Annotated in this window: 11 protein-coding genes; 4 read left to right on the top strand and 7 right to left on the bottom strand. The window is 71.2% G+C overall.

The window, feature by feature from the left end; genetic code table 11:
- Positions 1-2 precede the first annotated feature (2 nt).
- Entirely contained in the window at positions 3-995 is a 993-nt protein-coding gene (gene deoC, locus OHB49_RS17305) for a deoxyribose-phosphate aldolase (RefSeq protein WP_030969152.1), read from the bottom strand.
- Positions 996-1,130: 135 nt separating this feature from the next.
- Here deoC and OHB49_RS17300 point away from each other — a divergent pair, with 135 nt between their 5' ends.
- Entirely contained in the window at positions 1,131-1,769 is a 639-nt protein-coding gene (locus OHB49_RS17300; protein WP_030969154.1) for a PH domain-containing protein, read from the top strand.
- Positions 1,770-1,931: 162 nt separating this feature from the next.
- On the opposite strand, the gene OHB49_RS17295 is transcribed toward OHB49_RS17300, so the two are convergent.
- The 3 genes from OHB49_RS17295 to OHB49_RS17285 all read right to left on the bottom strand — a co-directional run bounded on the left by OHB49_RS17295 (position 1,932) and on the right by OHB49_RS17285 (position 5,121).
- On the bottom strand, positions 1,932-3,572 hold the full coding sequence (locus OHB49_RS17295) for a phospho-sugar mutase (protein ID WP_329161325.1): 1,641 nt from the start codon (positions 3,570-3,572) through the stop codon (positions 1,932-1,934).
- A gap of 182 nt (positions 3,573-3,754) precedes the next feature.
- Entirely contained in the window at positions 3,755-4,579 is an 825-nt protein-coding gene (locus tag OHB49_RS17290; protein WP_329161323.1) for a purine-nucleoside phosphorylase, read from the bottom strand.
- 104 nt (positions 4,580-4,683) lie between these two features.
- A complete protein-coding gene (locus OHB49_RS17285) occupies positions 4,684-5,121 on the bottom strand; it encodes a gamma-glutamylcyclotransferase (RefSeq protein ID WP_030914674.1) in 438 nt (145 codons plus the stop codon).
- Positions 5,122-5,383: 262 nt separating this feature from the next.
- Between OHB49_RS17285 and OHB49_RS17280 the strand changes: the two genes are divergently transcribed.
- Positions 5,384-6,823: an NAD(P)H-quinone dehydrogenase gene (locus tag OHB49_RS17280; protein WP_093773064.1), complete on the top strand. Its 1,440-nt coding sequence runs from the start codon at positions 5,384-5,386 to the stop codon at positions 6,821-6,823.
- A 178-nt stretch (positions 6,824-7,001) separates the two neighbouring features.
- On the top strand, positions 7,002-7,964 hold the full coding sequence (locus OHB49_RS17275) for a DeoR/GlpR family DNA-binding transcription regulator (protein ID WP_078852599.1): 963 nt from the start codon (positions 7,002-7,004) through the stop codon (positions 7,962-7,964).
- A gap of 203 nt (positions 7,965-8,167) precedes the next feature.
- On the opposite strand, the gene OHB49_RS17270 is transcribed toward OHB49_RS17275, so the two are convergent.
- Both OHB49_RS17270 and OHB49_RS17265 read right to left on the bottom strand, forming a co-directional pair.
- On the bottom strand, positions 8,168-8,767 hold the full coding sequence (locus tag OHB49_RS17270) for a TetR/AcrR family transcriptional regulator (protein ID WP_329161320.1): 600 nt from the start codon (positions 8,765-8,767) through the stop codon (positions 8,168-8,170).
- Between the two features lie 153 nt (positions 8,768-8,920).
- On the bottom strand, positions 8,921-10,675 hold the full coding sequence (locus tag OHB49_RS17265; RefSeq protein WP_030969171.1) for an acetyl/propionyl/methylcrotonyl-CoA carboxylase subunit alpha: 1,755 nt from the start codon (positions 10,673-10,675) through the stop codon (positions 8,921-8,923).
- A gap of 423 nt (positions 10,676-11,098) precedes the next feature.
- Here OHB49_RS17265 and OHB49_RS17260 point away from each other — a divergent pair, with 423 nt between their 5' ends.
- Positions 11,099-11,551: a hypothetical protein gene (locus OHB49_RS17260; RefSeq protein ID WP_329166515.1), complete on the top strand. Its 453-nt coding sequence runs from the start codon at positions 11,099-11,101 to the stop codon at positions 11,549-11,551.
- Between the two features lie 15 nt (positions 11,552-11,566).
- On the opposite strand, the gene OHB49_RS17255 is transcribed toward OHB49_RS17260, so the two are convergent.
- Complete coding sequence (locus OHB49_RS17255; protein WP_030969174.1) at positions 11,567-12,178, bottom strand: nucleoside triphosphate pyrophosphatase; 612 nt, start codon at positions 12,176-12,178, stop codon at positions 11,567-11,569.
- Between the last annotated feature and the right edge of the window lie 25 nt (positions 12,179-12,203).

Below are 12,203 nucleotides of genomic sequence, written 5' to 3'. Positions count from 1 at the left end.
GATCAGTCCACCGTCACGTAATCGGGGCCGGAGTAACGGCCGGTGCTGAGCTTCTGACGCTGCATCAGCAGGTCGTTCAGCAGGCTGGAGGCGCCGAAGCGGAACCAGTGGTTGTCCAGCCAGTCCTCGCCGACGGTCTCGTTGACCAGGACGAGGAACTTGATCGCGTCCTTCGAGGTGCGGATGCCGCCGGCCGGCTTCACGCCGATCTGCACACCGGTCTGTGCCCGGAAGTCGCGCACGGCCTCCAGCATCAGCAGCGTGTTCGCGGGCGTGGCGTTCGTCCCGACCTTGCCGGTCGACGTCTTGATGAAGTCCGCGCCCGCGAGCATCCCGAGCCAGGAGGCGCGGCGGATGTTGTCGTACGTGGACAGCTCGCCGGTCTCGAAGATGACCTTGAGGCGGGCGTCGGTGCCGTCGGCACGGGCGCACTCGGCCTTCACGGCGAGGATCTCCTCGTACACCTTGAGGTAACGGCCGGAGAGGAACGCGCCCCGGTCGATCACCATGTCGATCTCGTCGGCCCCGGCGGCCACGGCGTCGCGGACATCCGCGAGCTTGATGTCGAGCGCGGCGCGCCCGGCCGGGAAGGCCGTCGCCACGGACGCCACCTTCACGCCGGAACCGGCCAGGGCGGCGGCGGCCGTCGCCGCCATGTCGGGGTAGACGCAGACCGCGGCGGTGCGCGGGGTCGTGCGGTCGGTCGGGTCGGGATTGACGGCCTTGGCGGCGAGAGCCCGGACCTTGCCCGGGGTGTCCGCGCCTTCCAGCGTCGTCAGGTCGATCATCGAGATGGCGAGGTCGATTGCGTACGCCTTGGCCGTCGTCTTGATCGAACGGGTGCCGAGGGACGCGGCGCGCGCTTCGAGGCCGACGGCGTCGACGCCGGGCAGCCCGTGCAGGAAGCGGCGCAGCGCGCTGTCGGACGCGGTCACGTCGGAGAGGGGGGTACCTCCCACGCGTTCGGCCGTGGTGGAGGGTGCAGTGGTGGGCATGGTCACCAGATGAGCATATCTACGCGCGTAGCGGCCTGTACAGGGGGACCCGCATTCCGGGTTTGCGAGGGTGCCGGGCCGGTGGGTGGGTGGCCGCTCCGGCGTGCCCCCCGCGCATCAGGCAGAATCGGGCCCATGACGAGCCCCACGCCCCCAGCCGAGCCGACCTATGCCGACCGGACGTTCCGGTCGCCCGCCGGGCTGGTGGGCGGCGTGCTGCTGCTCCTGCTCGTCGGGTGGATCGGCGGCGACGCCGTGTACCGGGGTTCCGGCCGGGTGCCGTGGCTGGCGCTCGCCGGGCTGCTGACGGCCGTGCCGTTGATCGTGGCGTTCACGCTGCGGCCGGTGGTGCTCGTGAACGACCGGCGCATCCGGATCCGTAACCCGTTCCGTACGATCACGGCGCCGTGGACGGCGGTCGCGGATGTGCGGGCCGGGTACTCCAGCGAACTGTTCACGCAGGACGGCACGAAGTTCCAGCTGTGGGCGGTGCCGGTGTCGCTGCGGCAGCGGAAGAAGGCGGCGCGGCAGCAGACGCAGAAGGCTCAGGACGATCCGTACCGGCGGACATCCGTGCACGCGGATGTACGGGACACGAAGGCGCGGATCGCCGGGGCCGACCAGACGGTGCGGGAGCTGCGGGAGATGGCCGAGCGGGCGGGGGACGGCGGCGCCGACGGCGCCGGGGCGGTCGTCGTCCGGTGGGCGTACGAGGTGATCGTGCCGGCGGTCGTGGGTGCGGTGGCGCTCGTCGTGCTGTTCGCGGCCGGCTGAGGGCGCAGGCTGCGCGGCTGCTGCCGCACTCCGACCTCGATCTCCCCCGGCCGCGGCGCCCCCGTCCACGGCCTGTACCGGGGCGATCCGACGCTCCGGTCCTGCGTGGACCGGACACCGGCTTCACATACCTGATGCGTGAATGACGGTGCCCGGTCCCGCTCAGATCCCCGCGGCCGCCGACAGATCCCGCTTGATCCCGGCGAGCAGCTCGGCGCCCTTCGCGCGGGCGGCGGGCAGCTCGCCCGCCGAACCGACGGGCACCACAACCTCCAGGTAGCACTTCAGCTTCGGCTCGGTGCCGCTCGGGCGGACGATCACCCGGGCACCGTCGAGGTGGTAGCGCAGCCCGTCGGTGGGCGGCAGTTGCGCCGTACCCTCCGACAGGTCCTCGGCCGAGATGACGGAGAGGCCCGCGAGTGCGGTCGGCGGGGTGTCGCGCAGCCGCCGCATGGCGTCCGCGATGACCGACAGGTCCTCCACCCGGACCGACAGCTGGTCGGTGGCGTGCAGCCCGTGCTCGACCGCGATGTCGTCGAGGAGGTCGAGGAGCGTACGGCCCTGCTCCTTGAGCACGGAGGCCAGCTCGGCGACGAGCAGAGCGGCCGTGATGCCGTCCTTGTCGCGCACGCCGTCCGGGTCGACGCAGTAGCCGAGCGCCTCCTCGTACCCGTACCGCAGGCCGTCGACGCGGGCGATCCACTTGAAGCCGGTCAGCGTCTCCTCGTAGCCGTTGCCCGCCTTCTCGGCGATCCGGCCGAGCAGCGACGACGACACGATCGACTCGGCGAAGACGCCGGTGGCGCCACGGGCGACCAGATGCGCGGCGAGCAGCGCGCCGACCTCGTCGCCGCGCAGCATCCGCCAGCCGCCGTCCGCGGTGGTGTCCGGCACGGCCACGGCGCAGCGGTCGGCGTCCGGGTCGTTGGCGATGACGAGGTCCGGGTTCGCGCGCCGGGCGGTGGCGAAGGCGAGGTCCATCGCGCCGGGCTCTTCCGGGTTGGGGAAGGCGACGGTGGGGAACGCCGGGTCGGGCTCCGCCTGCTCGGTGACGAGCACGGGCGCGGGGAACCCGGCGCGGGCGAAGGCGGCGGTCAGGACGGACGTGCCGACGCCGTGCATGGCGGTGTACACCGCCTGGGCGGTGCGCGGGGACCCGGCGGCGAGGACCGCGTCCGTACGGGCCAGATAGGCGTCCAGGACCTCGTCGCCGAGGATCTCCCAGCCGCTCTCCGGCCGGTCGACGCCGGCCAGCGGGCCGACCGCGGCGATCGCGTCGGCGATCTCGCCGTCCGCCGGGGGCACGATCTGCGAGCCGTCTCCGAGGTAGACCTTGTAGCCGTTGTCGCGCGGCGGGTTGTGGCTGGCGGTCACCTCGATGCCGGCGACGGCCCCCAGATGCCTTATGGCGTATGCCAGGACGGGGGTGGGCAGCGGGCGGGGGAGGACCGCCGCCCGCAGGCCCGCGCCCGTCATCACGGCCGCGGTGTCCCGGGCGAAGTCGGCGGACTTGTAGCGGGCGTCGTACCCGATGACGACCAGTCCGCCGGTCTGCCCCTGCGCCTTCAGATAGGCGGCGAGCCCGGCCGCGGCGCGGATGACGACGGACCGGTTCATCCGCATCGGCCCGGCTCCCAGCTCACCGCGGAGCCCGGCGGTACCGAACTGCAGCGTGCCGGCGAACCGTGCGGCGAGCTCGTCGAGGTCCTCGGTGTCGATGAGCTTGGCGAGCTCGTCGCGGGTCTCGGGGTCGGGGTCCTCGGCGAGCCAGGTCCTGGCCTGCGCGATGAGGTCCTGCTGCACGGTGTCCGCCTTTCGGGGATGGGGTGGGTTACGGGGGAGCTGCCCCCGGGCCCCCGCTCCTCAATCGCCGGAGGGGCTGACTTCTCAGCCTCGCCGGCGTTCGAGGCGCTGGGCACGGGGCCGAGCCCCGGTTCGAGAAGGGGCGGGTAGGGGAAACCGCCCGCCGCAGGGGCGACGCCCGCTCAGATGCGGTCCAGCACCCGCGCCAGCAACGACCCCATCCGGGTCGCCGAGTCCCGCCCCGCCTGCAGCACCTCTTCATGGTTCAGCGGCTCCCCGCTCAACCCGGCAGCCAGATTCGTGACGAGCGAGATGCCCAGCACCTCGGCCCCCGCCTCCCGCGCAGCGATCGCTTCGAGCACGGTCGACATGCCCACCAGGTCGCCGCCCATGACCCGCACCATGTTGATCTCGGCCGGAGTCTCGTAGTGCGGGCCGGGGAACTGCACGTACACGCCCTCTTCGAGCGTCTCGTCGATCTCCTTGCACAGCGCGCGCAGCCGCGGCGAGTACAGGTCGGTCAGGTCGACGAAGTTGGCGCCGACGATCGGCGAGGCCGCGGTCAGGTTGATGTGGTCGCTGATCAGGACCGGCTGCCCGGGGCGCATGCCCTCGCGCAGACCGCCGCAGCCGTTCGTCAGGACGACGGTCTTGCAGCCCGCGGCGACGGCGGTACGGACGCCGTGTGCGACGGCGGCGACGCCGCGGCCCTCGTAGTAGTGCGTGCGGCCGAGGAAGACCAGGGTGCGCTTGTCGCCGATCCGGTACGAGCGGATCGTGCCGCCGTGGCCCTCGACGGCCGGCGCCGGGAAGCCGGGCAGTTCGGTCACCGGGAACTCGGCCTCCGGCGCGCCGAGCGCGTCGCCCGCAGGTGCCCAGCCGGAACCCATCACGAGCGCGACGTCGTGGGTCTCGGCGCCGGTCAGCTCGCGCAGTCGGGCGGCGGCGTCGGCAGCGGCGGCGTGCGGGTCGCCCTGGATGTTGTCCGGAATAACAGATGCGTTCACGCGGATGAGGGTAGCCGGTGAATCCCTACGCGCGTAGATGCCCATGCAGAGAGTCTGCACACGCCTCTTCGTACTTTCACACAAATCGTGGGGAAGTGTGCGGCTCAGCAGGGGCGCTTGCGCAGCTCCATCACGTAGTCGTGCGGCGCGCCCGCCGACTCGGCGGCGTCCGCCAACTCGCCCAGATACCGGGCGGACGGCAGCCCGCCCTCGTACGCGTTCAGCACGTACATCCAGGCCGGCTCCTCGCCGTCCAGGGTGTGCACCCGCACCCGCATCCGCCGGTAGATGTCGAGGCCGACACCTTCCCACCGGTCCATCGAGTCCTCGTCCATCGGCGCCAGGTCGTACAGCGCCACGAAGACCTGCGAACGCGGCGCCTCCACGACTGTGGCCAGCGCGCCTTCCCAGCCCATCTGCTCCCCGCCGAAGGTCAGCCGCCAGCCGTTGAGCCAGCCGGTGCCGCGCAGCGGGGAATGCGGTGCGCGGCGGGTCATCAGCCGCGCGTCGAGGTTGCCGGCGTACGCGGCGTAGAGCGACATGGGATCGAGGGTACGGGAGGCGGCCCGGCGAGCGGCGATTCCTGTGACGAAGACCCTGGCGAGGGTCCCGCCGGGGACCGGGCCGAGGAGTGCGCCGACGGCTCGTCCGGGGGCCCCTCTCCCGTATGGAGGGCCCCGGGGCGAAGCATCTTGGCGCGTGCGGGACAATGGAGTACGTACTGCATTCCCCCGGGGTGATCCCCCGGACCCCCGGCCGGGGCGGCAGACGGCCGCGGGATGACATACGCGAGGCGGACTTTTCGTGACCCGGATCGTGATCATCGGCGGCGGACCCGGCGGGTACGAGGCGGCATTGGTGGGCGCCCAGCTCGGCGCGGAGGTGACCGTCGTCGACTGCGACGGCCTCGGCGGCGCGTCGGTGCTCACCGACTGCGTGCCCTCGAAGACCCTGATCGCGACGGCAGAGGTGATGACCACCTTCGACTCTTCGTACGAGGAGTTGGGGATCATCGTCGCCGACGACACGCCGCACATCGAGCAGGCGGCACGGGTGGTCGGCGTCGACCTCGGCAAGGTCAACCGACGCGTGAAGCGCCTGGCGCTCGCCCAGTCCCACGACATCACCGCCTCCGTGACCCGTGCGGGTGCACGCGTGATGCGCGGCCGGGGCAGGCTGGAAGGCCTCCAGGCGGCCGACGGCTCCCGCAAGGTCGTGGTGACCGCGGCCGACGGTACGGAGGAGACGCTCACCGCCGACGCCGTGCTGATCGCGACCGGCGGTCACCCCCGGGAGATCCCGGACGCGCTCCCCGACGGCGAGCGCATTCTGAACTGGACCCAGGTCTACGACCTCGACGAGCTCCCCGAGGAGCTCATTGTGGTCGGCTCCGGTGTCACCGGCGCCGAGTTCGCCGGCGCCTACCAGGCGCTGGGCTCGCGCGTCACCCTCGTCTCGTCCCGCGACCGGGTGCTGCCCGGTGAGGACCCGGACGCGGCCGCCGTGCTGGAGGACGTCTTCCGGCGCCGCGGCATGAACGTCATGGCCCGCTCGCGCGCCCAGGCGGCGAAGCGGGTCGGCGACCGGGTCGAGGTCACGCTCTCCGACGGTCGCGTGATCACCGGTTCGCACTGTCTGATGGCGGTCGGCGCGATCCCGAACAGCGCGGGGATGGGCCTGGAGGAGGCCGGGGTCCGGCTCAAGGAGTCCGGCCACATCTGGACCGACAAGGTCTCCCGCACCAGCGCCCCCGGCGTGTACGCGGCCGGTGACGTCACCGGCATCTTCGCGCTCGCCTCGGTCGCCGCGATGCAGGGCCGGATCGCGATGTACCACTTCCTCGGCGACGCGGTCGCCCCGCTGAACCTGAAGACGGTCTCCTCGAACGTCTTCACCGACCCGGAGATCGCCACCGTCGGTTACACCCAGGCCGACGTCGACGCGGGCGCGATCGACGCGCGCGTGGTGAAGCTGCCGCTGCTGCGCAACCCGCGCGCCAAGATGCAGGGCATCCGGGACGGCTTCGTCAAGATCCTCTGCCGGCCCGGCACCGGCATCGTGGTCGGCGGCTGCGTCGTCGCACCGCGGGCCAGCGAGCTGATCCACCCCATCTCGATCGCGGTCGACAACAATCTGACGGTGGAACAGATCGCAAACGCTTTCACCGTGTACCCGTCCCTGTCGGGATCGATCGCCGAAGTGGCACGTCAGTTGCACACCCGGAAGCGCGCCGGCGAGGCCTAGAAAACCCGGCATTCCCTGGCAACCCCCGGCAACTCAGGCGGGTGGCATGCCGGTGTCCGGTCAGTAGCGAACAACAACGGGGCCGCCTATATCACTTGGCGGCCCCTTGTGTGTACAACTTCTGTTTTTCGGCGCAAACTGCTGAAAACCCTCGCGCGGTCACGTTACTGTCAGTTTCGTGTTCGCTGCAGAACGTCGTCAGTTGATCCTCGAAATGGTGCGCGCCAACGGGGCAGTATCGCTCCGCGAGCTCGCCCGCGTCGTCCAGACCTCCGAAGTGACCGTACGGCGGGACGTGCGGGCACTGGAGGCAGAAGGACTCCTCGACCGCCGGCATGGCGGTGCGGTACTGCCGGGCGGTTTTACGCGGGAGTCCGGCTTTCCGCAGAAATCCCATCTCGCCACCGCCGAGAAGACGGCCATCGCCGACCTGGCCGCGGGCCTCGTCGAAGAGGGCGAGGCCATCGTCGTCGGTGCCGGCACGACCACGCAGGAGCTGGCCCGACGGCTCGCGCGGATCCCCGGCCTGACCGTCGTCACCAACTCGCTGCTGGTCGCCCAGGCGTTGGCCCATGCCAACCGGGTGGAAGTGGTGATGACGGGTGGCACCCTGCGCGGCTCCAACTACGCCCTGGTGGGCAGTGGGGCGGAACAGTCGCTCCAGGGCCTGCGGGTGTCACGCGCGTTCCTGTCCGGGAGCGGGCTCACCGCGGAGCGTGGGCTGTCCACGTCCAACATGCTCTCGGCGAGCGTGGACCGGGCGTTGGTGCAGGCCGCAGCGGAGGTGGTGGTCCTCGCGGACCACACCAAGCTGGGCTCCGACACCATGTTCCAGACGGTGCCGACGGACCTGATCACCCGTCTGGTGACGGACGAACCCGCGGGCCATGACGACCGGGCCGCCACCGAACTGCAGGCCCTGGCGGACCAGGGCGTACAGATCGCGGTGGCCGGTGGGGGGACGGGGTCCGCCGGGGCGGACTCCCTCTCTGCGGGCCGCCAGGCGCGCCGGGACATGCCGCTTCCCGGTCAGCGTCGCACACACGGCGGACCCGGTCCGCAACTGCGCAGTGCGGCCGCGTCCTTGACGGACCAGCCCCCGGGCGACCGCGCCCGCGTGGCGGACCTGCGCCGCCGCTGAGGGCTGTAATCCCTGGTGGATCGGCGCGCGGCGTCGGGTGCGGTGCATCGCAAGGCGGCGGGGCGTCCTCGTGCTGAGCGCATTCGGGCGTTGCGGCAACGCGGCGAGATGCCGTACGTGGCGTCGTCCGCCCGCCAGGGATGACAGGACAGCCCTTGGGTCTTCGAGGGGCGGGGGCGCAGCCCCGGCTTTTCGGCCCCGCCTCAACCTCCGGCTGCCCGCGGCCCCTTCAGCCCCTGCAGCGTCAGCGTCAGCAGGCGGCCCGCCAACGCCGGATCCTCCGGCGCCTGCTCCGCCGCCAACGCGATCGCATTCGTCAGCTGCATCAGGTCACCGATCGACACATCCGCCCGCACAGTGCCACTCGCCTGCGCCCGGGCCAGCAGCCGCGCCCCTGCCTCACGCAGCGGCACATTGCAGTCGGACAGCGCCGAAGTCTCGTCCCGCGACGTCGACATGAGTGCCTGTGCAAGCCCCCGGTACTCACCCGCATGAGTGATGATCGCACCCAGCCACTCCACCAGACCGCTGCACGGATTCTCCGCCTCCGCCAACTCGTGGGAGCGGGTGAGGAGCGATCCCAGGGCCTCCTGGAAGACCGCGCTCATCAGCGCGTGCCGATTCGGGAAATGCCGGTACAGCGTGCCGATCCCCACGCCCGCCCGGCGCGCGATGTCCTCCAGCGACGCGTCCGTGCCGTGTTCCGCGAACGCCGTACGGGCTTCTCCGAGCAGCCGGTCGTAGTTGCGGCGCGCGTCGGCGCGCATCGGCCGGCCCGGCGTCTGTGCCGTGGTCATCGCCATTGCGCAGTCCTCCCTTTTTCCGCCCCCGGGTCCAGGATGCCATCGCGCAACCGGTCGACCTCTCCTCCTGCCCGGCCGCGGAACGGCCGGGGCCCCTGCGGAGTCGGTGATACGACTCCGCAGGGGCCCAAGGGCTGAACACTTCGTGCGGGATCAGTCCTTGATCTCGCAGATGACGGCGCCCGACGAGATCGAACTGCCGACCTCTGCGGCGAGTCCCTTCACCGTGCCGGCGCGGTGTGCGTTGAGGGGCTGCTCCATCTTCATGGCCTCCAGGACGACGATCAGGTCGCCTTCCTGGACCTCCTGGCCCTCCTCGACGGCGATCTTGACGATCGTGCCCTGCATCGGGGACGCGAGGGTGTCGCCGGAGACCGCGGAGCCGCTCTTCTTCGCCGCGCGCCGCTTGGGCTTGGCACCCGCTGCGAGTCCGGTACGGGCCAGGCTCATGCCCAGCGAAGACGGCAGGGAGACCTCGAGACGCTTTCCGCCGACCTCGACGACGACCGTCTCACGGCCGGCCTCTTCCTCCGCCTCCACATCGGCGGGGGCGGCGAAGGGCTTGATCTCGTTGACGAACTCGGTCTCGATCCAGCGGGTGTGGATGCGGAACGGGTCGCTGGTGAACGCCGGGTCGGCGACGACCGCGCGGTGGAACGGGATCGCGGTGGCCATGCCCTCGACATTGAACTCGGCCAGCGCACGCGCCGCCCGCTGCAACGCCTGCTCACGGGTGGCGCCGGTCACGACGAGCTTCGCCAGCAGCGAGTCCCACGCCGGGCCGATCACCGAACCCGACTCGACGCCCGCGTCCAGGCGGACACCGGGGCCGGTCGGCGGGGCGAACACGGTCACCGTGCCCGGAGCGGGCAGGAACCCGCGGCCCGGGTCCTCACCGTTGATCCGGAACTCGAACGAGTGCCCGCGCACCGCCGGGTCGTCGTAACCGAGCTTCTCGCCGTCCGCGATCCGGAACATCTCACGGACCAGGTCGAGGCCGGTGACCTCCTCGGTCACCGGGTGCTCGACCTGCAGACGGGTGTTGACCTCGAGGAACGAGATCGTGCCGTCGACACCGACCAGGAACTCCACGGTCCCCGCACCGACGTACCCGGCCTCCTTCAGGATTGCCTTCGACGCCGCGTACAGCTCCGCGTTCTGCGCCTCGGACAGGAACGGCGCCGGAGCCTCCTCGACCAGCTTCTGATGCCGGCGCTGCAGCGAGCAGTCACGGGTCGAGACGACCACCACGTTGCCGTGGGAGTCGGCCAGGCACTGCGTCTCCACGTGGCGCGGCTTGTCGAGGTAGCGCTCCACGAAGCACTCCCCGCGCCCGAACGCCGCGACGGCCTCACGGACCGCGGAGTCGTACAGCTCCGGGATCTCCTCCAGCGTCCGCGCGACCTTCAGCCCACGGCCGCCACCACCGAACGCGGCCTTGATCGCGACCGGCAGCCCGTGCTCCTTCGCGAACGCCACGACCTCCGCCGAACCCGACACCGGATCCGGGGTCCCGGCGACCAGCGGGGCACCGGCGCGCTGCGCGATGTGCCGCGCGGCCACCTTGTCACCCAGATCGCGGATCGCCTGCGGCGGCGGGCCGATCCAGGTCAGTCCCGCGTCCAGCACCGCCTGGGCGAACTCGGCGTTCTCCGACAGGAACCCGTAACCCGGGTGGACCGCGTCGGCCCCCGAGTCCTTGGCCGCCTGCAGCACCTTCGCCATGTCCAGATAACTGGCGGCCGGGGTGTCACCGCCCAGAGCGAATGCCTCGTCGGCCGCACGCACATGCAGAGCGTCCCGGTCCGGGTCCGCGTAGACCGCCACGCTCCCGATCCCGGCATCCCGGCACGCCCGAGCAACACGGACAGCAATTTCGCCACGGTTGGCGATGAGCACCTTGCGCACGATGGCTCCCTCCTTGAAACAAGCTGAGTTTAGGGACTACCGACACGGCCTTACGACCCGTCCCCATTGGTGAGCTTGCCCACACGGAGCGTGATTCGAGGCTTGCTCGAGGCGCGAAATCCCTTGTGGCACCACGGTACGCCGGGATTCATGACCGCACAGTAGCCACGAGGTGTGGTCCAGGTCTCTGTTCCATCGAGGGGCGGCCGTCGGTGTTTCTTTGTGGAGTACCTACTAACGAGCGAGTGTTTCTTTGCCCGACGCACGAGGGGCGCGACAAGCGGGGTGCGTAAACAGTGTGTGCGGAGGGCAAGCGGGCAAGTGGGACGAGTGAACGTGGTCGGAACCCTTGTCCGAATGATTACCCGTTAGTAGGGTCCGCGCTACCGCACTTACTACAGGTAACAAGGGGTGAGCGCCGTGGTGCGCAGACCGGTGGCGTTCGTGGCCGCGATCGTGCTGTTCGGGGAAGCCGCGGGCATGGTGCTCGTCAACGGCATCATGGCCACGGTCGTCGACAACCAGGAGATGTCACTCGCCGGGCTGGATCCGGCCGCCATGTCCGCCGGGGCGTGGGTGATGGGCGGCGTCGCCGGGCTGTACCTGGTGCTCTGCGGCCTGGTCCTGCTGCTGACCGGCATCCGCGACCGGGCTCCCGGGCGTGTCGGCCGGGCCGCCCTGATCAGCTGCGCCGTGGTGCACGGGGTGCTGGGCGCACTGACGGTGGGCCTGATCGGCTGGGCCGCGTTCGTGTTCATGATGGTCGTGCTCGGCCTGATCGTGCTCACGCTGGTCGCGTACGGGAACGGGGGCGGAACCGGTAGCCCGAACGAGAAGGGTGGCGGCGCCGAAGAGGGTGCTCCGGCGCCCGCGTAACCCGTTCGTGGGTAGTCAGACCCACAAGTCGGTGACGGAGAGTCCCAGTTCGCCGAGGAGCCGGCGCAGCAGCGGCAGCGAGAGCCCGATGACGTTTCCGTGGTCGCCCTCGATGGAGTCGATGAACGGGGCCGAGCGGCCGTCCAGGGTGAAGGCGCCCGCGACATGGAGGGGCTCGCCCGAGGCGACGTAGGCGGCGATCTCGGCGTCCGTCGGTTCGCCGAAACGGACGACGGTGGACGCGGTCGCGGAGACGGTGCGCCCGGTCGCGGTGTCGATGACGCTGTGGCCGGTCTGCAGGATCCCGGCCCGGCCGCGCATGGACTTCCAGCGGGCGGTGGCCTCCTCGCTGTCGGCCGGCTTGCCGAGCGCCTCGCCGTCGAGCTCCAGGACCGAGTCGCATCCGATGACCAGGGCGCCCGCGACCGCGGGGCGGGCGGCCACGGTGGCGGCCTTGGCCTCGGCGAGCACCAGCGCCAGCTCGGCCGGTGTGGGGGCGGACAGCGCGTCCTCGTCCACCCCGCTGACGATCGCCTCCGGCGCGAACCCGGCCTGGCGCAGCAGGCTGAGGCGGGCGGGTGAGGCGGAGGCGAGTACGAGACGGCGCTGATCAGTCATACCGGCCATCGTAGAAGGGCCCGGCGCGGCGGGG

Origin of the sequence: Streptomyces sp. NBC_01717, assembly GCF_036248255.1 — a bacterium.
Classification (GTDB): domain Bacteria; phylum Actinomycetota; class Actinomycetes; order Streptomycetales; family Streptomycetaceae; genus Streptomyces.
Note: the sequence above shows the minus strand (reverse complement) of the source record. Positions and strands in the feature narration are given on the sequence as shown.

Excerpts from the sequence above, each read along its gene's own strand:
- OHB49_RS17285 (WP_030914674.1), bottom strand. The coding sequence starts at position 5,121 with ATGTCGCTCTACGCCGCGTACGCCGGCAACCTCGACGCGCGGCTGATG.
- OHB49_RS17300 (WP_030969154.1), top strand. The coding sequence starts at position 1,131 with ATGACGAGCCCCACGCCCCCAGCCGAGCCGACCTATGCCGACCGGACG.
- OHB49_RS17270 (WP_329161320.1), bottom strand. The coding sequence starts at position 8,767 with ATGGCGATGACCACGGCACAGACGCCGGGCCGGCCGATGCGCGCCGAC.
- deoC (WP_030969152.1), bottom strand. The coding sequence starts at position 995 with ATGCCCACCACTGCACCCTCCACCACGGCCGAACGCGTGGGAGGTACC.
- OHB49_RS17255 (WP_030969174.1), bottom strand. The coding sequence starts at position 12,178 with ATGGCCGGTATGACTGATCAGCGCCGTCTCGTACTCGCCTCCGCCTCA.